This window comes from Parasutterella excrementihominis YIT 11859, from assembly GCF_000205025.1.
Classification (GTDB): Bacteria; Pseudomonadota; Gammaproteobacteria; order Burkholderiales; family Burkholderiaceae_F; genus Parasutterella; species Parasutterella excrementihominis.
The window spans coordinates 1-22,053 of the sequence record NZ_GL883686.1; the positions used below are offsets into that span (position 1 = coordinate 1).

Below are 22,053 nucleotides of genomic sequence, written 5' to 3' on the forward strand. Positions count from 1 at the left end.
AGGGGTAGGTGAAAGCTTCCCCTACTCGATTTTGTTGCGACAATGAAACAACACATGCCGTGAAGTGATGATACTTAAAACGAAAGTTCTAGGTAAAAACCCTTGATTTATCGACAATTAAGAAAATTTTTCTAGAGAATTTTCATGAACTGTGCTACTTTAGTCCCCGTTTGAGCAGTACCGATTTCCATGCGAATAAACAATTTGTTACGATACTGCCTGCAGCCACTCAATCGTATGACCACGGTCTTCGGACTGACGAAAGAGGGCGGTTTTTTGAGACTTCTCATTATTCAAAACAGGAGCAACAATGACTCGTATTGAGCACGATTTTATTGGCGACTTAGAAGTTCCGGCTAATGCCTACTACGGCGTTCAGTCTCTTCGCGGTAAAGAAAACTTCTTTATCACTGAAGAAAAGAACAACCAGGAAATCTATTTCATCATCGCTTTTGCTTATGTTAAGAAAGCAGCTGCGATGGCTAATAAGGAACTCGGCGTTGTTAAACCCGAAGTTGCTGATGCAATGATCTGGGCATGCGACCAGCTCATCGACAACACCGAAAAGTATCGCGACCAGTTCATCACTGACTGGCTGCAGGGCGGTGCCGGTACCTCCACCAACATGAATGCCAACGAAGTCATCTCCAACCTTGCTATCGAACATCTCGGCGGCAAGCTTGGCGATTACTCTATCGTTAATCCGAACAACGATGCTAACTTCGGTCAGTCCACAAACGACACATACCCGACCGCTATTCATCTGAGCTGCATCCTCCGCTCCAACGTCCTTATCAAGGCCGCTGAAGAACTCCGCGACGCACTCTATGCCAAGGCTAAAGAATTCGATCAGACTCTGAAGATGGGCCGTACCCACCTCCAGGACGCTGTTCCTATGACTCTGGGACAGGAATTCCACGGCTGGGGCTTCACTATCAATGACGAAATCGAAAACCTGCGCGCTGCTCAGGAACACCTCAAGATCGTCAACCTCGGCGCTACCGCTATCGGCACTACCGTTACCGCTGCCCCGGGATATCCGGAACTTGCTGTTAAGAACCTTGCCGAACTGACCGGCATCGACTTCAAGAACAGTGAAGACCTGATCGCTGCTACCAGCGACTGCGGCGCTTACATGACTCTGTCTTCCGCCATCAAGGGTCTGGCAGTTAAGATGACTAAGGTCTGCAACGACATTCGTCTGCTTGCCTCCGGTCCTCGCTGCGGTCTAAAGGAAATCAATCTTCCTCAGCTCCAGCCGGGTTCTTCCATCATGCCAGGTAAAGTTAATCCGGTTGCTGCTGAAGTTGCTAACCAGGCCAGCTTCCTTGCTATCGGTCTCGACACAACAGTGATGCTTGCTGCTTCTGCCGGCCAGCTCGAACTGAACGTTATGGAACCGGTTATTACATACGCTCTGTATACACAGATGAAGGTTATGACCAACGCCTGCGACACACTGCGTAAGAAACTGGTTGAAGGCGTTACCGCCAACACCGAACGCTGCAAAGACTACGTCATGAACTCCATCGGTATCGTTACACTCCTGAAGCCGCATTTCGGTTATCAGAAGTGCGCCGCTATCGCTAAGGAAGGCTACACAACCGGTAAGTCTCTCCATCAGATCGTTGTTGACGAACAGCATCTGATGACTCAGGCTGAATGGGATGCCACATTCAATACACAGAACCTGATCCATCCGAAGTTCGTTAAGTAATTTCGAATAGGTTCTTGTGAACTCAAAAGCCGCCCTCGGGCGGCTTTGTCGTGTCCGGAAGCAGAGAAGGCGGAAACTGCTTTCTCTGCCGGCTTTTAATTTTCTTTTTCCTCTTTGGGAAGGCTCAAAAGTCCTTCTCTTAGCCCTTCTTCTAAAGCGTGATCGCCTAACCAGATAGAAAGGACAGCATCATAAAGCGCCTTGCCTCGGACGGGATTGCCCATCAGCTGGCCGTTGTAATAAACGAATGTCCCGCGGGAAGGGAGCCAATCCACATCAGCCACATCGCCGGGTTCAAGGTTCGTTAGGTCCTTCATGAATTCTTCAATCTGCTGAAGTTCATTCTCTATGAAGTCCTGATAAGTCTCATCATTGTTTTCTGCGATGGCCTCGCGCATAGAGGAGATGAAATCTTCCGCGTTCAAGGGTTGGAGAATAACAATTTGAACTCTTCGAGCGCCTAATAGTGCTCGGGAAGTATCTTGACGATGTGTTTTCGCCGGCAAATACAGCGCAACGGCATAAATCGGCTTATCGCTTTGCGTGCGGACGCCGGTTCCGTTCAAAACCAGAGCGTTTTGGCCGACCTTGATATTTTCGGCAAAACGGTGGCCGCCGATTTCAACATAGTCCGTCTTTTTTCCGGTGAGAAATTTTTTGATGTCTTCCATCAGCTTTGAGCTGTTTTGTTTCATTCTTTTTCTTCCTGAGCTTCTTTGTCTTTTTCAGACTTGATGACTTCTAAAAATGCTTGCGCAAGTTTAATCATTTGCGGCTGCGTCAGGCCGCAGATCTCCTGACGAAATTCAATTGAGATTCCAGGATCAACAGGAATTTCAATCACCGTAAGCGGTTCTCCGATTTCCCGGCGGTTGAGGACTTCCTGATGCGTTTGGCGTTTGAGTTCAACGATGCGGGCGAGGGTGTAGCCTTTTTCCCGAAGTGCTTTAATGTTGCGAATTTGTTCTAAATGGCTGGCATCGTAACGGGCATTTTTTGTTTCGCCGGACGGACGATCCAAAAGGCCGCCGTTGACATAGTATCGGATGGTTCGCTTACTGAGTCCCGAGACCTGCGAAAGCTCATCAATAGTCAGAAGGTTTTTAGAGCTCACTGTTTGTGCAAAAATACAAATAAGTTAAAATAATCTGCACATTATAAGGTGGAGAACCAATGCATATCATTGTTGTCGGAGCAGGGGTCACGGGTATTGCGTGTGCTCATAATTTTTTAAAGCGCGGTCATAACGTTACATTGATCGAGAAAGCCTCGACGCCTAATCAGGAATGCAGTTTCGGAATGGCCGGCTTCATGGGTCCCATTTCCGTACAGATGCTTTGCGCCCCCTTTAAAGGTAAAGCAGGCCTGGCCTCCATCTTCGCTAAAACCCGCCGCTTGGGCTGGGACGTATCCATCAGTCAGATGAAATTCCTTCGTGCTTTGGCTAACGCCAGAAGCGCGGATGTCTGGGCCGCAAATCACGAGTCGTTGATGACTTTAGCTCGATACAGTGTCGGTTTAACCGAATTCCATGCTCGTTTGGAAGATCTGTCTTTTGAACAAGTCTACGGTCTGCTTCGCGTCTTTACCAATGCACAGGCGTGGGAAGAAGCTCACAAGGGAGAGAGCGAAAAGCCCGGAGAATGGCTGACGAGAGAAGAGGCTTCCAGAATTGATCCCTCTTTAGAAAACGTCCCTGATCCTTTCCTCGGCTGCTCTTATCTTCCGCAGGAACTCTCAGGCAACGGAAGCTATTGCTCCAAACAGATTCAGGCCATCAATGTCAGTCAGAAGAACCTGACAATGATGTATCACACCGAAGTCACCGGCCTGATGTTTGATGAGAACAATAAGGTCGTCGGTGTTAGGACGGACAAGGGCGAAATTGCCAGCGATGCCGTCGTGCTTTGCAGCAATTTAGGGACAAAGCCTCTGCTGGACGGCAAACTTGAGCTTCCGACGATGCAGCTCACCGGCTGGGCCGTGACCGCAACCATCGATCCGATGAATGTCCCGCCGCTTCACACACTGATTTTTGACAATAAAGATCTTCTTGTCACCCGTTTAGGCAATCGCGTCAGAGTCTGCGGCCGTTATTGGCTCGGAGAATCTTCTCACGATATGACAGACAAAGTGATTGAAGAAATCTACGAGGCCAGCTGTAAGCTTCTGCCCACTGCGGCTCAATGGACCGAATCCACCAACTGGATCGGCAAATGTATTGTTCACCCGGACAGTCTTCCGTCCTGCGGCGAAACACCGTTCGAGGGCTTGTATCTCAACATTTGCCACGGCTTAAACGGCTGGGCTCTGTCTGAGGGCTGTGCCGAACTCTTGTCGGATGTCATTGAGAAGAAGACGCCGGCTATTGATCCGACGCCTTACAGCCCGATGCGTTTTGTTAAGCGAAAATAAATTCACGAATATTGTTTGAGACTGTCCGAGGCGACAGTCTCCTTTCTTTTTAAAGGTAATAATCCATGTCGGTTTCCTTACTTCAGATTCCTCAGTTAAGAGAACTCGAGGAAAAATACGCCCGTATCTTAGGGCCCGGAGTTTTGATGGAGAGAGCAGGCAAAGCCGCTGCTGACTTCATCTCCGATCTTTATCCAGCTCCGGCCCGTGTAACCGTGGTTTGCGGTCCCGGAAACAACGGCGGCGACGGATATCGAACTGCGATTGAACTTTTAAAGAAGGAATACGACGTTAATGTCGTTCAGGTTGCCGGCAAAACACCCAAGAGCGAAGAAGCAATAGCAGCCCTGGCCGAATGGGAAAAATTAGGCCGTACGACTTACACCGATCCTTACGACACTCCCAAAGCCGACATCGTGGTGGATGCGATTTTCGGAATCGGTTTGGAACGTCCGCTTAAAGACGAATTCCTCGATGCAGCAATGTGGTTCAACGAAAGACGAGCATTGCACGTTTCTCTGGATATTCCTTCCGGTCTGAACTCAGAAACCGGCACTTGGGTCGGAGACAGAGCAGGGTGCAAAGCCGATGCGACGATTTCTTTCTTAAGCGGCAAGGTAGGTCTCTTTACAGGCCTTGGGCCCGATGCCTGCGGCCGCGTCAAAATGGAAAACCTCGGTATTTCCATTCCGCTCACCAAAATCAGCCTTCTGGAAGTTAAAGATTTCAAGCATGTCTGCGCTCCGCGTTTAAAGAATACTTCTAAAGCGGATTACGGCCGCTTAGGCGTTATCGGCGGAGGAAAAGGCACTGTCGGAGCCGCCTTAATTGCCGCACGTTCCGGCTTGTATATGGGCGCAGGCCGTGTTTATGTCGAACTCTTAGAAGACGGCATGAAGCTCGATCCGTTCTGTCCGGAATTAATGTTCCCCGGCAAAATCAATATCGATGAAATGGACGCGATCGTCATCGGTCCGGGCTTAGGCTTCACCGAGCAGGCTAAGCAGAGATTCATTGACTGTCTGAAGTCCAAAGCTGCTTTGGTGATTGACGGAGATGCCTTAACGATGATTGCTCAGGACGAGGAGATCTTGTCCTTAGTGACCCATCGCTTTGCTCATACCGTTCTGACGCCGCATGCGGCCGAAGCTGCCCGCATCCTCAGACTGCCGGTTGAGGAGATCACCAAGGATCGTCTATCTCGTGCGCTTGACTTGGGAATTCTCACCGGTGCCGTCAATGTCCTGAAAGGCGCAGGCACGATTGTGACTCAGCGCAGTTCCGTGAGCTGGATCAATCCGACAGGTTCTCCTGCATTAGCAACTGCCGGATCCGGCGACGCATTGTCCGGCATGATCGGCGCTATGTTTGCTCAGCACTTTGAATTGATGGACTGCGTTTTATCCGCGGTTTATCTCCACGGCGCTGCAGTCGAAGGTTTGAATTCCAGCGTTTTGGCCGGAGATATTGCTCCTTTGGCTTCCACTCGCCTTGAAGAATTGAGAGCCTCTTATCAGAGACATTTCCATCCGCTCAAGGAAGAAGAAAAAACGATCGAGTGGGAAGACAGCTAACGAAGCCTCCTTTCTCGTTGTGTAGCATGTTAAGCGCCGTCATTCCGGCGCTTAATTATTTCTTGGACGACGAGCTGTGAACTCGGAAAGGCCGCGATGCCTGCGGCTTCCATAAGTTGATCTTTTTGCGCCAATGCGCGAAGGTCGGAAAGTTTTTGAGAAGCTTTCCAGCTTCCGAAAGTAGAGGCGAGGTGACAGTAGACGATTGCGGCCACAATATCGGGCGCGACAAATCTAGCGCTCGACCAAAAAAATCCAAGCTCAAGCAGACAGTCCGGATCCTCGGAAAGAGCGCCTTCTTCCAGAAAGCCCAAACCTCGTACGGGACTTTTAGGGGTTGTTTCGAGCCAGTAACGTCCGACGGCAAGGAGACAAACCGGAATCTTTGCAGCTGCTCCTTTGAAGAGCCAATGAAGGCAAAGTTTGGGGTTGAGATGAGACCCTTCGGAGGTTAGGCGCACCATTCTCATAATGGCACGCTTTTCTCCTTTCAAGGCAGCCTGACTAAAAAATGTCTCCGCAATTTCGGGATTTGTTTCTACACCCAAACCTTGGTCATAGGCTTCAGCCAAAGCAAACATCGCTTCCGGCGATTTTTCTTTTGCTGCTACTCGAAGCCAAGCAAAAGATTCATCGAGGTTTTGGCGAACGCCGAAACCTTCCCGCAAAGCCATCGCCAAGTGAAACTTCGCGTTGGTCTCGCCGAGAACGGCGGCTTTACGGAACAAGTCGGCTGCTCGTTTGGGGTCTCTTTCTAATAGCTGGCCGGTGGCATAAAGCATTCCGAGAAAATCCAACGAGGCAGCGTGTTCTTCTTCGGCGGCGGCTTTGAGATATTGAATAGCAGTGTTAGACTCTGCAGAAAGCAGTTCTTTAGCTTCTTTGAAACGATCTTCCGCCGTTTGAGGTTCCGGTCTTAAATTCAGAAACGAATATGGATCAAAAACAGGCTTTTGTGTCAGGGCCTGTTTTTTAGGCGAAATTTCGGGAAGCTTATCAAAGAAGCCGGTCATAGGTTAGGGCTTCGGAGGCAGCTGAGGCGGCAGAACATCAGGAAATAAAGTGATGATGCCGATTACGTAAGTCAAAGACATCATCATCCAAAGGACAAGGCCCCCTGCGCCGAGCATAATCGGTTTGCCCCAAAGACGATGATGGTAGTTATCGCCGTATCGGTCACGAACGAAAGGCACCTGAGCCCAGCCGTCAAAGATGACCCAAGCCGCATAGAACAAGGTGTAAGAACCTAAGAAGTAGAAATTTTCATAATTGGATTCGGGAAGCCAAGGTTCCAGAATGAGATAACCGAACATGAAGACTAAACCGAGAACCATCCACATGTTGCTGTTGGCGGTGCGGTCTCTTTCTCCCATTTCGCTCCAGTTGGTTCTCTGAAGAAATGCTCCGAATACCGGTGTAAAGATATAAGACCAAATAACGGTCCAAACAGGATTCCAAAGAGCGATAGCAGGAGATTTAGGATAGGCCATTTGCGTAATGTTTAAAGGGTGCAACTTGAGGAAAAGGCAAAGAGGTCGAAAACTTTTAGAACCCCACGACTGCCAAGTCTCTAAAAAGAAAAAATAATAGCACAGAGCGATTTTTCCAAAACCTGTAACTTGCGATTTGAAAAGGATTTTTTCTGAAAAGAAATCAGATTAGGAGCCGCATTCGGTAAAAAGGTTTAACTTTTTGAATCGGATTGGCTAGAATCAGACCATGAGAATTATTTGATAGCTAAAAATGAAGGCAATCCCGCTCCTAACGATCTGCAGCGCCTGTGTTTTAGTTTCAGGCTGTGCTTCGGATTCGACCGACTACTACTTAAGAGACTCTTTTGGTTTCAAGGAAGTGTGTTTAGTCGACAACAAAAACGTGCCGCCTTCATTCTTTATTGCTTTGCGTCAGGCGATACAAGATAAAGGATTACAAGTCAGAACGGTTTCGAAGACAGAGCAGAGCTGCCCAGTCACCGTCTATTACGAAGCCAAATACAACTTGGCCTACCTGAAAGATGCTCGCCTTTTATTAACAACAGAAGGGCATCCGACCGACATCGTCAATCTTAGAAAAAACGTAGAGCCGGCAACCCTGGCAGACCCGGCTTCTGATTCAGAACCCAAAATCCGTGATATGGTTAACCGGCTCCTACCGAGAGGAACACCCTGGTAGGCATTCCTCGGTAAGAAGTATTAGTCGAGTACGACAGTCGCTTCAACTTCGATCAAGCCGCCTTTCGGAAGAGCAGAAATCTGAACGCAGCTTCTTGCAGGATAAGGAGCAGAAAAGATTTCAGACATTACTTTGTTCACGACAGCGAAGTTGTTCAGGTCTGTGAGGTAAACGGTCTGGCGAACGATATCTGCAGGAGTACCGCCGGCGGCTTTAACAATCGCAAAAACGTTGCGGAAAGCCTGACGGCACTGTGCTTCGAAAGAAGCAGGCAGTTCGCCGGAAACCGGGTCTAAACCCAGCTGGCCGGATAAGAAAACCATGTTGCCGCATTTGTAAGCGGTGGAGTAAGTGCCGACAGCGGCAGGGGCGTTTTCTGTAGTGATGATTTCTTTCATTTCAATTCCTTATAAAAACCGCCGTTCCTACCAACTCTTACAAGGTCTCGCGGACCGGCAGTCATCCCTTCATAGCCGAAGTGCGTTCAATGCTAACAGAGAATTTTTGCAGTGACTACACTTCGTCTCAAACTTATTTTTTAGTCAGGTAGCCTTCAGGTTTATAGGCTTGAGAACCCCACAGCGGCACGGAAGAAATAGAGTGTTTAAAGCTGCCGTTCGCGATCTTGGTGGAGTAGCTCAAATAAACCAGTGTTTGGTTTTTAGCATCAAAGATTCTGCGGATTCTCAAAGTTTTAAAGAAAACGCTCTGAGATTTCTTAAAAACCACTTCTCCGTCGGCGCTTTTATCGATTCCGTCGATCATGGCCTGAGTGATCTCGCCGGTCTTAACGCAGGAGACCGAGCTATTGGAAGGATCGCTCAGCTGAAGGGGAGAATTGATGTAAGCCACATGGCAGGTGACACCCGGAACCTGGGGGTCGGTAAAGGCGTCGAGTTTGATGTCTTTGAACGTAAACACGCCTAAGGAGACACTGGCGACTTCCTTATCGGAGCAGCCTGCAAGAAGCAGGGCCGAAAGAGAAGCAGCGACGATTAGAAGTTTTTTCAATTTAATCCCTTCTGTTGCGGTTCAACTTTTTCAATAATGCCTGATGCTCGAGGCTTTTGTTCTCCGCTTTTCATTACTTTGAGTATCTGTTTTGCCTGCCAGTCGAAGTAAGGGTTATAAGTCAGACGAGCAAAGCTGTGCTCACCGTCGTGCGTACCCCAAGCACCGTACCAGACATCAGGATCATTGCGGCAGTCCTGAACGTCTTTAGCAGAAGCACTGTTGCGGCAATAGCGGAATTTGCCGTCCTTTCCGTACCAGACATTGTCCGGCGAGAAGGGAATGGACATATGAGCAAACGACTTGATTCTCAGCTCAGGCAGATAATCGGACTTGGCAACGACTTTCTTGGAATATTTGCCGTCCGGCAGTTTCCCGTACCAAATAATCTTGGATGCGGGATTTGTCAGCGCTTTATCAAAGACTTTGACCAATGACTGGGTATTGATGATGCTGTCATGCTGACTCATCATGACGATCACAGGCTTAGTGATCTTGTTTTTAGTCAGATAGTCATTGGACGTATCCATGGTGTGCTTAAAAGCCACAATGGCATCCATCGGCACGGTGTTGTATTTGAAGGGTGCATCGCCGGCGGTTTTCTTGTCCGGCGCTCTGAGCCACGTCACGAACAAATCTGCGATCGGAGCAAGCTTGATCAAAGATGTTCTAACCTGCATGGCCGGAGAAAACAGCAGCAGGCCTTCAACATCATCGGGATGCTCTTCGGAATAATCCAAAGCCAGGTTGCAGCCGGTGGAGAAGCCGGCGAGCCAAATCTTGGGATACTGCTTCTTTAATAGAGCGACTTGTTCATTTACGGCCTTGGTCCAATCCTCGGAAGTCACTCCGATCATATCTGCCGGGCGCGTTCCGTGTCCGGGAAGGAGCATGGTTCGAACCAGATAACCCTGATCGGCTAATGTTTTTCCGAGGTCGGTAAACGTCCAGGGAGAATCTCCGAGACCGTGGATCATTAAAACCGCTTGGCCGTTCGGATTTTTAGGACGGATTTCAAAAGGCGAGTTGCCTTCGATTTCGGCAACGTGATCGTCCGTTACATAGTGACGTCGTTCTGCCACGTAGGCTTTTGCCTGAATGGCATAAGTATCAAAATTCGGTTGTCCGCCCGGAAGCATATCAGGCGTCGGTTCGGAAGCGCATCCGATCAGGAAGGCAACCGGTAAGGCAATAATTAGCGGCTTGAAGTTCATCCCGTGATTCGAATTTCTAATTGACAAACAATCCACTTCTATCGGTGAATGTTCATTATCGGATAAATGATGCCCTCTAATCCAAGCTTTGCCGCCGGAAAGTCGAAAAAGTTTGTGAAAAAGCTCCTGCGGCAAATCACCGAGGAGCACAAAAAAGAAAAGGCCCGACAATTGAAGGGCCAAAAACGATCTAGGAGGAAAAGCTGAGTAGTGTTTGCGCACTCTCATTGACAATGACTTTACCGCCATATCTCTTTGAATGCTGAAGCAATTTATTTCTGTTGCAAGAGAATGTTAAGAGGCTACATATTTTCCAATTATTGGTAACAACTGAAGAAAATTTGTTACTTTAGCGAGACGGAAAGAATCAAATTTGTCCTTTATTGGAGGAATTTCATTTCGATTATTTCTCGATAGTGATTAAGAGATCGAAAAAAAATATCGAAAAATTAGAAAATTCTTGCATTAAGCCTAAAATATTTAGGAACGAAAGGCAAAAAGAAAATGTCTCAAACTCAAACTACAAAAATTTATTCCGAGCCGCCGATAAAGATAAATCGGACGCTCTACGGTGTACTTCTGGCGACCTTGGCTTCCGTCTTCTGGGGCTCGATGGGTGTATGCGTGCAGTACATCTTTGAAAATACCAACACGCAGCCTCAAGCGTTGTCTTCGCTTCGGCTTTTGTTGTCAGGTACAGTCCTGGTCATCCTGAATTTGTTTTTATCCCGCCGACCGCTGCTGGCTGTTTTGTCGTCACTGAAGGGAACTGCCGGCATCGCACTCAGCGGGCTTGAGCTTCTAGGCGCGCACCTTACATTCTTCATTGCAATTTATTATTCCAATGCAGGGACGGCTGCCATCTTTTTAGCAACAACACCGCTCCTCGCCGGTATCTATTTATTTTTAAGGGGCAAGAAACGCTTTACAGCAAAAGAAGGCTTGTGCTGTGCATTGGCATTCTTTGGCGTTCTACTAATAGTGTCCAAAGGGGACTTCTCAACTTTCCAATTCAACTGGATGGCGGTTTTCTGGGGCATGATTTCCGCCGTTTTTGCATCAATCTATTCCATCCAGCCCAAACCTTTAATTGACCGCTGGGGCGTCGTTCCGGTGGCAAGCTGGGGCATGATGGCCGCCGGCATTGCCGGTCTGTTTCTTGCCAATCCTATTGTTACGGCTGAGGGTTTAGACGCAAAGGCTTGGCTGGCGCTGAGCTATATCGTTTTAGCCGGAACCGTTGCGGCTTTCTGGCTGTATTTGGCCTGTCTGAAATACATTTCTCCAGTCACCGCAGGTCTCGTCGTGTGCCTTGAGCCTACGTCTGCCTATGTTTTCGGCATCATGTTTATGAACCTGAAACTGGGCTGGATTGAATGCGTTGGCATTGCGATGGTAATTTCTCAGGTATTCATACTTTCTATTCGATCTAAGGAGAGGTCATGAGTACTCGGAACATCGATGCGTTAAAATCCCCGAATCTAATACAACTGAACGGCGTCATCCGAGAGGGATGTTTTGCAGTTCATACATGCGAGGAATAAGCAATGAGTCGTTCAGACCAATACGAAACTTTTATGAGAGACGTCTTTGAACACGGCGTCGAAAAATCCGATCGTACGGGTGTCGGCACTCGTTCGATGTTCGGATACCAAATGCGTTTTAACCTTCAGGAAGGTTTTCCGCTTGTCACGACTAAGAAACTGCATCTTCGCTCCATCATTCATGAGCTCCTGTGGTTCTTACACGGTGACTCCAACATCAAATATCTTCACGATAACAAAGTGACGATTTGGGATGAATGGGCCGATGCCAACGGGGACTTAGGTCCAATCTACGGTGTGCAGTGGCGTCATTGGAAAACCTCTGACGGCGGTTATATTGATCAGATCTCCAATCTGATCCATCAGATTAAAACGAACCCGGATTCCCGCCGTTTAGTCGTCTCTGCCTGGAACGTCGGAGAAATCGATAAGATGGCTCTGCCGCCTTGCCACATGTTCTTCCAGTTCTATGTGGCTCAAGGAAAATTGTCCTGCCAGCTTTATCAGAGAAGCTGCGACATCTTCCTCGGCGTACCTTTTAACATTGCGAGCTATTCGCTGCTCACGCACATGATTGCTCAGCAGTGTGATTTGGATGTCGGTGACTTTATCTGGACCGGCGGCGACTGCCATATCTATAACAACCACTTCGAACAGGTGAAACTTCAGCTGAGCCGTGAGCCTCGTCCTTATCCGAAGTTAATCATTAAGCGTCGTCCTGACTCTATTTTTGATTACAACTTCGAAGATTTTGAAATCGTTGATTATGATCCGTGGCCTGCGATCAAGGCTCCGATTGCGGTTTAATCATTTTTAGTTTTTTAGTATGAAGCCTCATATCAGTCTCATAGTAGCGCGCAGCCGTAACGGTATTATCGGCAAAGAGGGCAAACTGCCTTGGCATCTGCCTGAGGATTTAAAGTTTTTTAAACAGACAACGATGGGCCGTCCGGTCATCATGGGACGGCACACCTGGGAATCGATCGGAAGACCGCTTCCCGGTCGTCAGAACATCGTTTTAACGCAAGACCCAGCCTATAAAGCCGAAGGCGCAACGGTTGTCTCTTCTTTGGATGAGGCACTGAAGCATTTCGGACCGGACGATATCGTTTTCATTATCGGCGGCGCAGACCTCTACCGCCGCGCTCTCCCGTTAGTAGATACGGCATGGGTAACGGAAATTGAGGCCGACGTAGAAGGGGATGCTTCTTTTGATCCGCTTAATAAAGATGAGTGGATGCTTGTATGGAGCGAGGATCATCCCAAAACGGAAGATCAGCCTCTAGGGTATAAGTTTCAGCGCTTTGAACGCGTAAAACATACGGTTTATTAAGATTAGGGCGGGTTTTTGGCCAAAAGACTAAAACTTTATGAATAATTCTTATGATTATTACTACTATTGCTTTTAGTCTAAAAAGCTAAAATACCCACAACCAATCAAAAGCGAAAGAAAATGACGAAAGAATTAATGCAGCTTGAGGTCGACAGTGACCTTAAAAAAGCTTTTTTAGCTTGTGTTTCCAGAGCCTATAACGGCAAGGTCGAGCAGGGAATTCTTGACTTGATGAGAATTTATGTCGAACGCGCACAAGGTACGCCGGGACAGAAAATGATCAAAGAAAAGGTCAAGGAGTACGTCTACGGCGGTGAAGTTCAAGCCGGTCTTTCTCCTCGCGAAATGGAGAAAATCTTCCTCAATAAGACAGAAGAGGACATCGAAGCTGCACGCCTCGATAAGTAAGATTTTTGAAAAAAGAAATGAGAGTCAATTTTCGGACGGCTCTCGTTTTTGTTTGTCTTTTGATTTTCTTCAGGCTAATCCAAACTGCTGGCTGCCTGATTAATCATCGAAACGTCAACGCCGTGTTTCGTAAGTTCTTCCACGACGTTGTCCATTGTCTTATCAAACTTAGGGTTGGAATCCGCGCGCTGCCATAAGTCGGCAACTTCCTGATTACACAACCTGCGGTCTGCGTCCGTGAAAATAATCTCATCTTCAACCGTTCGTCTGCAGACGGAGTCCCTCGGAAGGAGTCTTGCTGACACCACCGCCATATAGGCCATCATTGCATATGTCGGAAGGTTAGGGTCTAGGACTTTTTCACCCGCTAAATAACGATGAATAAGGGCCTCGATCTGTTTTCTTTTAAGCGAAGCAAACTGTCTCAGCGGAAGGCAGCCTGAAAGGACGGCGGAAGACTTATCGACAGAAGTAATCTGGCAATAAAAGCCGTGACGCTCTCCGGGGCTGACTTCTTTCGCCAAATCCGGATCTGCATTTTTAGCAAGATGGAGATCCAATGTGTAGTCGGGTTTCGGGATATCGAACTGAACTCGCGTTTTATCCTTGTTTGTCTTAGAAACAAAGGACTTTACGATTCCGTAATTACCGAGATATTTCTTTTGAGCGCCTGAAAGATCTGTCTTTACCTGTCGAGCTAAAGCTCGCGGGGTTATATAAAAAATCTTTGGGCTTTCAAAAAGCGTGGTTGCCCCTGAATTGATAAAGCCGTCAATTTGCTCTTGAGCAAAGCTTTCAATAATGTACGTTTCCAGGGGCGAGAGGTTATAACCTTTTGCGATACCGACACTTGCAAAAGTTACTCCGGCCCCGGCGAGCAGGCTGGCTGCAACGAAAGTCTTTGTGTTCAGTTTGCTTAGGCAGTTCATTTTTAGTTGTATTACCAGCGGCGATCCGCAATCTTCATCTGCTGTTCGTCAACGAAGAACCAGAAATCGCGTTCATTCAATGTAACGCGGTGCACAACCAAGCCGGTATCGGCGTCTTTGTATTCAAAGACAACGTTAATCGACTGGTTAGAAAGGAATTGATTTTCTGCTTCAGCGCATAAATTCTCAAAGTTAATGCTCGGCATATCCCAAGGGTCTTCGTCGTCCATATCGAGAAGGTTTCCCTGAAAGCGAGGATGGCTCATTAAGAATTTAAGCACGTCGGCGAGCTGTTCGGTCGGGATGACCCAAAGATGCAAGCCGCCGTCCGAAGTCAGAGATTCAAATACTTCTTTGACAATCTTGTTGTAGTTGATGTCATCCGGAACAGTCAGGATATCTTTCATACCCAGAGGATCGTTCGGGTGTGTGGCATACCAGTCCTGGCCGGTTGTTGTCATCGGACCTTCAAGCTTCATACGAAGATCATCGAAGGCAATAAAGCCGAGCGCAAAAGGATTGGCGTTGCCTGCTTTGCGGGCAGCATCAATGAGTTTTGTTATGAGATCTTTTTTTGTCAGCTGCATCTGCGGCTCCTTTACATCTAATAATTCAACTTACAAAGTACCGCATTTTAAACAATTTGTTACGCGGAGTGGGACTAATACGAGCATATTTATTTTGTCGGGTGATTACATCAGTAAGTTTCTGTTAGTTTTTGATTTTCTTTGCTTTGTTCTTTCTAGATCAACCCTTGGAAAGCCCTGTGAGCTCATAGTTACTTGCGGCAAATTTTGATCTGTCTGTTTTATTATTGATCATTAGTTTTTATTTTCGCAGAGGGCTCCGAAAAATGATCAAAAAAGCTTCTTTCCTCGCATTGGTTTCCTGTGCTGTTTTTTCTGCTTCCTGTTATGCAGGGCAATATGCACAGGCATTGGGAGACTGTGTATATGACAACCTTTCTAGAGAGGACAAGAATGTGATGACTCAGTGGGCTTTTGTGACTCTCGGAAAAACAGACGCAGCAAAGCAAATCACCGTAATTCCGGAAAGCAAGAATAAGCAAGTCAATAAAGAAGCCAAAAAGCGAATGACTCGCTTGATGACAGAGGCTTGCGCTAGAGAAGCGGCCAATGTTGCACTCCATGAATCTAAAAGTGGCCTTCAGGACGCCGCTGCACAGCTTGGGATCAGACTTGCCAAAGAACAACTTAAGGACAAAACAGATGAAGCTCTGGCTAACCTGTTGAATCCGGGAACTGCAAATGTGCTCAGAGGCGCGGAAGTTCTGAAAGGATTCTTCAAGAAACCACAATAAACAAGCAGGTTCCACGATTCGGAGAATCCGAATGCCTGAAATGTTCGATCCGCCGCATCCCGGCAGTAGCTTAGCCTCGGCTCGTGATGCTCTGAATTTGAGCGCAGAGCAATTTGCTTCTAACTTGTCCGTTTCATCGAAAAGCATTTCACAAGTAATCAGAGGCGAGGCACCGATTACACCTGAATTGGCTGTCAAGTTTACTTCTGCTATTTCCGGACCTGACTCTGCGATGTGGCTCCGTATGCAAGCGACTTACGATGATTGGCAAAGGAAGCACCACAATCCCCAGGAACTTTAGAAAACCCAATATCCTCTTGATGAAAAGTTCCTCTTTTTTGATATCTGTTTGGGATCAATATCGACTGCACTAAAAAGAGAATCGACCTAAACGACTCCACCCAAGTCGTTAGGCCGAAATTCTTTACCGTTTCAAGATTAGATCAGTTTCTTTTCTTTCTTGAAAGCGTCAACAACGGGACCTGCAGCATGCGGGTTGGTCATCAGCATCGGATCAACCAGCTTCTTAGCTTCCTCGACTGTCATCAGACCCATTTCTACGACAGCTTCACGAACGTTCTTTCCGGTTTGTTCGCAGTAATGAGCTACCTTGACGCCCATCGGATAGCCAAGCGCTGTTGCAACAACCGTACTCAGAGCGATAGAGGAGTTGGCTTCCTGAGCGCATCTTTCTTTGTTGGCGGTCATTCCGTCAACGCAGTGGGCACGCAGGATCTCAAGTTCGCTGTTGATTAACTGGAAGTTTTCGAATAGGCACTTGTAGAAAGTTGCATCCCAAACGTTCAGGTCAAGCTCGCCTTCGTCATAGGCCATGGAGATGGCGACGTCATTGCCGACGACCTGGTGAGAGATCTGGATAACCATTTCCGGAACGGTTGGGTTAATCTTGCCCGGCATGATAGAGGATCCCGGAGAAAGGGCGGGAACGTTGACTTCCATGAAGCCGGAACGAGGGCCGGAACCCATCAGTCTGAAGTCTTTGCAGATCTTGGAAAGTGTCATTGCCACTTCTTTGAGGACGCCTGAGACTTCAACGATGAAATCAGGATTCTGGAAACCGTCGAAAAGGTTTTCCATCGGTTTGACTTCTTCACCGTACTGTTTGCTCAGTTCAACGTAGAGAGCATCTTTGTAGCCGGGAGCTGCACTGAAGCCTGTACCGACAGCGCTTCCGCCCATAACGATTTCGAAGCAGCCGGGACGAAGATGTCTGACTTTTCTAGCCATGCGTTCGACGACGGAGGCGTATCCACTGAATTCCTGGCCGAGTGTCAGAGGCAGGGCGTCCTGAATGCAGGTTCTGCCGACTTTAACGACGTCTTTGAACTCCTCTTCTTTCTTACGTAAAGAAGCTGCCAGAAGCTCTAACTGTTTGATGAGTTCATCAACGCGGCCGATCATACCAAGGTGAGTCGCGGATGGAATCGTGTCGTTGGTGGACTGCCCCATGTTGACATGAGTGTTCGGATGAACTTTTTCCGTTCCTTTGTGGCCGGTCAGGATTTCATTGGCGCGGTTGCCGATGACTTCATTCACATTCATGTTGACGCAAGTGTAGCCGCCGCCCTGCCACATATCGAGCGGGAACTGGTCATTGAATTTGCCTGTCAGCATTTCGTCGCAGGCCTGAGCAATGGCCTTTGATACGTCGGCCGGCATAGCACCGATCTTACCGTTGGCAATGGCAGCTGCTTTCTTAATCTGTGCCAGTGCGTAGTGCATGTCCGGATAGAAAATAACAGGAAGATTCGCTGTACCTGATACTTTCTCCATACGGTGTGTTTGGATGCCGTAGTACTGATCGTTCGGGATCTCCATTTCACCGAGGCAGTCCCGTTCAATTCTTAAGTCTGTCATTGTTTCTCCTTGAAACGTTGTTGTGAATGAGCACATTGTGGATGAGATTGTGAAGAGAAGCGATTAAGGTAAAAAATTCCATACTTGAAATTAAGTTTTTCTTCACTTGAACGATTGAGACTTAAAGGTAGAAATCGTGAAAAAAGATCAAAAAAAAAATCCCCCGTCTGGTTCGAATACGGGGGAGGCAGGATAATGCCTGGATATCAAAAAACCTCTTGCCAAGGATGAAGGCAAAGACTCACGCTGTATTGCCTCATTTTGCTTACTTCAGTCACAGTATTCTGAAGATTTTCAACTTCTATCTCCAGCAACATAAGAAATTTAGAAGGATAAGTTAACTTTTGCTTTATCCAACGGAAAGAAAACTGAATCCGCCTTAACCGCTTAATTGATTTGTTGGATTGATTTCTTTGATTAAAAATATGCTGATCGATCAAAAAATTCAGGAATAAAAGTATAAAAAATACGATTATTGAACTGAATAAACATAACTTATTTCTGGCCTCAATGTAGAGAATTTCATAGAGCACACTGAAATTTATAAACCCGATGAAATAAAGTTATCGAAGTTTTGACCTTGGATAAGCGTTCATAGACTGAAAACTCCTTCACCCATGGAGAATTCAAATGATATTTCTAGAAGCGCTTATTGTCATAGGATGCATTATGTTGGGTGCCAGATATTCTGGCATCGCACTTGGTTTTGCCGGAATCTTAGGGGAATTGATCCTCGTTTTTGGCTTTGGCTTAAAACCTGCCGGTGCACCGATAAATGTCATTCTTATTATCATGGCGATTACGTGCCTCGCAGCAACACTTCAATCGGCCGGCGGGTTGGATTTTATGGTCCACACAGCTGAAAAAATTCTTAGAAAGAGACCTCAGCAAATTACTTTTGTAGCACCTATTGTTTGCTTCTTAAGTGTGATGTTCACCGGCACAAGCTATGTTGCTATCGCCGTTTATCCAGTTATCTGTGAAGTTGCATTAGATGCAAAAATTAGAGTCGAAAGGCCATTATCAATTTCAGTTATTGCTGCTCAGCACGCAATTTCTGCGAGTCCGGTTTCTGCAGCTACTGCTTCTTTAATCGGCATCTTAGCTGTAAAGGGCATCGCACTGGCTCAAATTATGGCCGTTCTCGTCCCTGCCATTTTCATTGCCGTTTTAATCGGAGCAATCTCTGTATGCAAACGAGGAAAAGAACTTGAGAATGATCCGGAATTTCAACGCAGAGTTAAGAACGGAGAACTAGCAGAAAACAATAAAGCCATATCAACTTATAAACCCTCGAAAGAAGCGAAAATTTCCATCGCAATTTTTGCGATCGCTATCGCTGCTATCATCCTTTTCGGTTCATGCACCTCTTTGCTGCCTCATTGGCAGGTTGGAGAGAAAGTAATTCGTTTGAGCATACCTCAGGTTATCCAAATGATCGGATTTGGAGCGGCCATGCTTATTCTCATGGCTTGCCGAGTTAATCCTGAGAAAGTCATTAAAAGCAGCGTATTCGGGGCCGGAATGGTTGGTGTTGTAGCCACCTTTGGTATTGCCTGGATGGCTGATACTTTCTTTGAGGCACATTCAAAAGAATTTATCGGACTAATAGGCGAACTTGTAAGAGAGTATCCGATCCTTTTCTGCCTCATGGTCTGGTTACTGGCAGTTTTGCTTCAAAGCCAGGGAGCCACCACCCAAGCTATTATGCCAATTGGCCTCTCTTTGGGACTTCCTGTCACGTCCATTATCGGCTCAGCCCCGGCCGTCAATTCAATCTTTTTAGTTCCTTGTTCAGGTTCTATGATTGCAGGGGTAATGTTTGATCGATCTGGAACAACTAAGATCGGAAAATACCTTTTAGATCATAGCTTTATTCGTCCCGGCTTTGTTACAAATCTTTCAGCTATTGCGATTAGCTGGCGTCTGGCAGAACTCATCTTTTAGGAGAAACTGATGCGAAAAGAAGTTGATGGTCTTGGCTCCGTTGAGCTCCCATCTGATGTTTACTACGGAGCTCAAACAGCTAGACGTTTAAAAAACTTTTATATTCGTTCAATTTTGATTTCCGACCTCCCGCTCTTGATAAAGGTTATAGGGAAAGTTAAAAAAGCTTGCGCGCTAACGAATTTGGAGATAAGCGCACTAAATGAAAAAAAAGCAGGAGTCATTATTCATGCCTGCGAAGAAATGATAGAAGGCAAATTCAACGAAAATTTCGTTACAGATGCCTGGGTTTCTCATGGTACTGGTGTGAATATGAACGCCAATGAGATTATTGCCAATAGAGCAAACGAGTTGCTGACTGGAGAAATAGGGCCTGGCCCGATACACCCAAATACTCATGTCAACATGAGTCAATCTTCCAATGACCTTTACCCAACAGTAGAAAGTCTTACGCTATACCTGCTCATTAATTCAGTTCTCAAAGCTTGTGACGGCCTTGAGAATGTTTTAAAGGAGAGGGCGGAGAGTTGGAAAGGAATTGTTCGCTTAGGAAGAACGTGTCTGCAAGATGCGGTTCCCATGACCTTTGGCCAAATGGCCGGCGGGTGGCATTCTTTACTGCATAGAAATATTGAGGAACTCAGAAACAGACAGGCAGCCTTATTAAATGTAGCTCTCACAGCTACTGTTTTAGGAACCGGCATAGGTTTAGAACCGGGATTTAGAGAAAAGATTTTTCGAAACCTAAGCAATGAATTTGATCTACCAATAAAAATTTCTTCCTTTAAGGAAGAAGTCATTGAAGATAGTGCCTTATTCGACGCTTCTCAAAACTGTGATGAATTTATTCATTTAACTGGCGGAGTCCTTTCCGTCATTACGGCTTGTTCACGTATCGCCTCTGATCTTTATTTATTCTCCTCGGGACCCGAGGCTGGATTTAATGAGTTTTATTGGAGGTCTGACGTATCTGACGCTTATTGTGCTCTCGAAGCAATGGTGAGGTTGAAACAACAAGCTGCCTCTTGCCAGAACCTTGCTGTTTTAGCAACCAATAATGACGACTTAGATTTAGCAGTTACAACCGGCAGTACTTTTACAAACATTATTGAACTTCTTTTGAACACACAGGAAGTAATTCCGCTTTTTACAAAGGCTTTAAAGGAAGTTTCAGTGAATAAAGACAAAGCATTGAGAAATGCAACGATTTCCACAGCATTGGCAACTAGCGCAAGTTCTATTTATGGTTATGAATTTGGCACAAAGATCGCCCACAAAGCTTTCGAAAAAAAGCAGTCTTGCTTGGAGATTTGTATTTCGGAAGGTCTGATTCCTGAGGAGGATGCCAAAGAAATATTTGATGTTAGAACTATGACACGTTCATCATCCACTCAGCAATTGATTAGGAAATATCAAGAGAAATTAAGAACGAATAAATAGAGGGCTTTCCACAATGAATAACTTAATCAGACGTTATAGCTTCGATCAAGCTTGCTTTGAAAACCTGCTAAAGCTCAAGAAGACTATATCCATTTCGTTAAAAGGAAAATATCTACCTTTGGTAATCGATCGAACCTTATCCTCATTCGGAATGAAAGACCTACCAAATGTCTTGTTTTTGACAAATGAGAAGTTCAATAAAAACATTCTGGATGTAGTCAAGAAAAATGCATGTTTCTTAAAAAAGTCCGATCTCGAGCTCTTTGAAGAAGAAGTTCAACAAGTAGAGAAATCGGTCTCAATAGAAGAGCAGGTATTTATTTTACAATCCGTTCTTAAAGTCCAGGCAATTCAAAGATTAGATTTGAGTTGTCAGCGCATAATTAAATGTCTGGAAAATAAATCCAAAGAATATCCTAATGTCTCTGTACCCCTTAGGAAAAATCTGAAAGATTATGGCGTAATGAGTTGGAATAAAGCGATAGGTTGTTACGCTTCTTCATTCTATGAAGCAACGCAGCTTCGTTCGGCTTCCTGTCTGTGTGCAACTTTTAATTCGCCTTCTCTTTTAGAAGCAAATGCTTATTGCATGGAAGAGCTGAAAGGATCTTTAAGAGAAACCTTCAATGTGTCTTTCAGAAATTCAGACAATCCATTGGCTTCTATTGGACTTCGAAATGACCTTTTGGCTGCTTACAACTTTGCAGAGATGGTTGCTGTTGCGCTAAGAAAACTAGCAAAAGATTTTCGTCTGCTCTGCAGCGGTCCGAGGGCAGGGATCAACCAAGTCAGCCTTCCGGCTCTTGCCCCCGGAAGCTCCATTATGCCCGGCAAAGTTAATCCTGTGATATTAGAAATGGCGATGTCCGGAGCAGATCAAATCAATTCGGGGCATTTAGGTCTTGTTATGAGTATTTCTGCAGGTTGGTTGGAGCTTGATAGTCAGCCTGTCACAGCCGTGAGGTCTTTATTCTTAGGTTGCGAATTATTGGCCTCAACGATAGACAATCTCATTGAAAAGTGTTTATCGGGAATGACTCCCAATCAAGACCAGTGCGAAGAGCTCTGTCAGAGAATTCGCTCTAAATAAAATTTTTTGCTGCAAACTGTCAACCCAATAGGTTTCACTTCGTACTGAAACCTATTGGGA

The 22,053-nt window shown here is 46.4% G+C and carries 23 protein-coding genes; 13 read left to right on the plus strand and 10 right to left on the minus strand.

Going from position 1 to position 22,053, the window contains the following annotated elements:
• The first annotated feature begins 310 nt into the window (after nt 1-310).
• On the plus strand, nt 311-1,717 hold the full coding sequence (locus HMPREF9439_RS02450) for an aspartate ammonia-lyase (RefSeq protein WP_008863577.1): 1,407 nt from the start codon (nt 311-313) through the stop codon (nt 1,715-1,717).
• 95 nt (nt 1,718-1,812) lie between these two features.
• On the opposite strand, the gene HMPREF9439_RS02455 is transcribed toward HMPREF9439_RS02450, so the two are convergent.
• The gene (locus HMPREF9439_RS02455; RefSeq protein ID WP_008812433.1) at nt 1,813-2,412 is read right to left on the minus strand and encodes a chalcone isomerase family protein; all 600 of its coding nucleotides are present in this window, start codon (nt 2,410-2,412) and stop codon (nt 1,813-1,815) included.
• Nucleotides 2,409-2,831 (minus strand): helix-turn-helix domain-containing protein, encoded by a 423-nt coding sequence (locus tag HMPREF9439_RS02460; protein WP_008863578.1) that lies wholly within the window; start codon nt 2,829-2,831, stop codon nt 2,409-2,411. The genes HMPREF9439_RS02455 and HMPREF9439_RS02460 overlap by 4 nt, the downstream gene beginning before the upstream one ends.
• Nucleotides 2,832-2,890: 59 nt before the next feature.
• Between HMPREF9439_RS02460 and HMPREF9439_RS02465 the strand changes: the two genes are divergently transcribed.
• Together HMPREF9439_RS02465 and HMPREF9439_RS02470 are read left to right on the plus strand one after the other, a co-directional pair.
• Nucleotides 2,891-4,132, plus strand: coding sequence for an NAD(P)/FAD-dependent oxidoreductase (locus HMPREF9439_RS02465; RefSeq protein WP_008863579.1), 1,242 nt, complete (start codon nt 2,891-2,893; stop codon nt 4,130-4,132).
• A gap of 65 nt (nt 4,133-4,197) precedes the next feature.
• Nucleotides 4,198-5,706: a bifunctional ADP-dependent NAD(P)H-hydrate dehydratase/NAD(P)H-hydrate epimerase gene (locus HMPREF9439_RS02470; RefSeq protein WP_008811325.1), complete on the plus strand. Its 1,509-nt coding sequence runs from the start codon at nt 4,198-4,200 to the stop codon at nt 5,704-5,706.
• A gap of 29 nt (nt 5,707-5,735) precedes the next feature.
• On the opposite strand, the gene HMPREF9439_RS02475 is transcribed toward HMPREF9439_RS02470, so the two are convergent.
• Nucleotides 5,736-6,719, minus strand: a complete 984-nt coding sequence (locus HMPREF9439_RS02475) for a tetratricopeptide repeat protein (protein ID WP_008863580.1) — start codon at nt 6,717-6,719, stop codon at nt 5,736-5,738.
• A 3-nt stretch (nt 6,720-6,722) separates the two neighbouring features.
• Nucleotides 6,723-7,196, minus strand: a complete 474-nt coding sequence (locus HMPREF9439_RS02480) for a hypothetical protein (protein ID WP_008811327.1) — start codon at nt 7,194-7,196, stop codon at nt 6,723-6,725.
• Nucleotides 7,197-7,449: 253 nt separating this feature from the next.
• Here HMPREF9439_RS02480 and HMPREF9439_RS02485 point away from each other — a divergent pair, with 253 nt between their 5' ends.
• Nucleotides 7,450-7,878 carry a hypothetical protein gene (locus HMPREF9439_RS02485; protein ID WP_008811329.1) on the plus strand — a complete coding sequence of 143 codons (429 nt, stop codon included), beginning with the start codon at nt 7,450-7,452 and terminating at the stop codon, nt 7,876-7,878.
• Nucleotides 7,879-7,898: 20 nt separating this feature from the next.
• On the opposite strand, the gene HMPREF9439_RS02490 is transcribed toward HMPREF9439_RS02485, so the two are convergent.
• From HMPREF9439_RS02490 to HMPREF9439_RS02500, 3 genes are all read right to left on the minus strand, one after another.
• A complete protein-coding gene (locus tag HMPREF9439_RS02490) occupies nt 7,899-8,276 on the minus strand; it encodes a Rid family detoxifying hydrolase (protein WP_008811330.1) in 378 nt (125 codons plus the stop codon).
• 133 nt (nt 8,277-8,409) lie between these two features.
• The gene (locus tag HMPREF9439_RS02495) at nt 8,410-8,889 is read right to left on the minus strand and encodes a CreA family protein (protein ID WP_008811331.1); all 480 of its coding nucleotides are present in this window, start codon (nt 8,887-8,889) and stop codon (nt 8,410-8,412) included.
• A complete protein-coding gene (locus tag HMPREF9439_RS02500; protein WP_008863581.1) occupies nt 8,886-10,103 on the minus strand; it encodes an alpha/beta hydrolase in 1,218 nt (405 codons plus the stop codon). The genes HMPREF9439_RS02495 and HMPREF9439_RS02500 overlap by 4 nt, the downstream gene beginning before the upstream one ends.
• Nucleotides 10,104-10,607: 504 nt before the next feature.
• Here HMPREF9439_RS02500 and HMPREF9439_RS02505 point away from each other — a divergent pair.
• The 4 genes from HMPREF9439_RS02505 (at nt 10,608) to HMPREF9439_RS02520 (ending at nt 13,388) form a co-directional block, all read left to right on the plus strand.
• The gene (locus HMPREF9439_RS02505; RefSeq protein WP_008863583.1) at nt 10,608-11,549 is read left to right on the plus strand and encodes a DMT family transporter; all 942 of its coding nucleotides are present in this window, start codon (nt 10,608-10,610) and stop codon (nt 11,547-11,549) included.
• 101 nt (nt 11,550-11,650) lie between these two features.
• Entirely contained in the window at nt 11,651-12,454 is an 804-nt protein-coding gene (gene thyA, locus HMPREF9439_RS02510) for a thymidylate synthase (protein WP_008863584.1), read from the plus strand.
• A 19-nt stretch (nt 12,455-12,473) separates the two neighbouring features.
• The gene (locus HMPREF9439_RS02515; protein ID WP_008811335.1) at nt 12,474-12,980 is read left to right on the plus strand and encodes a dihydrofolate reductase; all 507 of its coding nucleotides are present in this window, start codon (nt 12,474-12,476) and stop codon (nt 12,978-12,980) included.
• 120 nt (nt 12,981-13,100) lie between these two features.
• Entirely contained in the window at nt 13,101-13,388 is a 288-nt protein-coding gene (locus tag HMPREF9439_RS02520) for a hypothetical protein (RefSeq protein ID WP_008811336.1), read from the plus strand.
• A gap of 74 nt (nt 13,389-13,462) precedes the next feature.
• Here HMPREF9439_RS02520 and HMPREF9439_RS02525 read toward each other — a convergent pair whose 3' ends face one another.
• Together HMPREF9439_RS02525 and HMPREF9439_RS02530 are read right to left on the minus strand one after the other, a co-directional pair.
• Nucleotides 13,463-14,317: a hypothetical protein gene (locus tag HMPREF9439_RS02525; RefSeq protein ID WP_008811337.1), complete on the minus strand. Its 855-nt coding sequence runs from the start codon at nt 14,315-14,317 to the stop codon at nt 13,463-13,465.
• Between the two features lie 11 nt (nt 14,318-14,328).
• Nucleotides 14,329-14,904: a hypothetical protein gene (locus HMPREF9439_RS02530; RefSeq protein ID WP_008863585.1), complete on the minus strand. Its 576-nt coding sequence runs from the start codon at nt 14,902-14,904 to the stop codon at nt 14,329-14,331.
• Between the two features lie 266 nt (nt 14,905-15,170).
• On the opposite strand from HMPREF9439_RS02530, the gene HMPREF9439_RS02535 reads away from it, so the two are divergent.
• Nucleotides 15,171-15,638 carry a hypothetical protein gene (locus HMPREF9439_RS02535; protein WP_008811339.1) on the plus strand — a complete coding sequence of 156 codons (468 nt, stop codon included), beginning with the start codon at nt 15,171-15,173 and terminating at the stop codon, nt 15,636-15,638.
• Between the two features lie 31 nt (nt 15,639-15,669).
• On the plus strand, nt 15,670-15,939 hold the full coding sequence (locus HMPREF9439_RS02540; RefSeq protein WP_008863586.1) for a HigA family addiction module antitoxin: 270 nt from the start codon (nt 15,670-15,672) through the stop codon (nt 15,937-15,939).
• 137 nt (nt 15,940-16,076) lie between these two features.
• On the opposite strand, the gene HMPREF9439_RS02545 is transcribed toward HMPREF9439_RS02540, so the two are convergent.
• Nucleotides 16,077-17,516, minus strand: a complete 1,440-nt coding sequence (locus HMPREF9439_RS02545) for an aspartate ammonia-lyase (protein WP_008863587.1) — start codon at nt 17,514-17,516, stop codon at nt 16,077-16,079.
• 630 nt (nt 17,517-18,146) lie between these two features.
• Between HMPREF9439_RS02545 and HMPREF9439_RS02550 the strand changes: the two genes are divergently transcribed.
• From HMPREF9439_RS02550 to HMPREF9439_RS02560, 3 genes are read left to right on the plus strand one after another with little or no spacing between them, the layout of a single operon-like run.
• On the plus strand, nt 18,147-19,463 hold the full coding sequence (locus HMPREF9439_RS02550) for an anaerobic C4-dicarboxylate transporter family protein (RefSeq protein ID WP_008863590.1): 1,317 nt from the start codon (nt 18,147-18,149) through the stop codon (nt 19,461-19,463).
• Nucleotides 19,464-19,472: 9 nt separating this feature from the next.
• Complete coding sequence (locus HMPREF9439_RS02555; protein WP_008863591.1) at nt 19,473-20,903, plus strand: lyase family protein; 1,431 nt, start codon at nt 19,473-19,475, stop codon at nt 20,901-20,903.
• Between the two features lie 13 nt (nt 20,904-20,916).
• Nucleotides 20,917-21,993: a lyase family protein gene (locus HMPREF9439_RS02560; protein ID WP_008863592.1), complete on the plus strand. Its 1,077-nt coding sequence runs from the start codon at nt 20,917-20,919 to the stop codon at nt 21,991-21,993.
• The last annotated feature ends 60 nt before the right edge of the window (nt 21,994-22,053 follow it).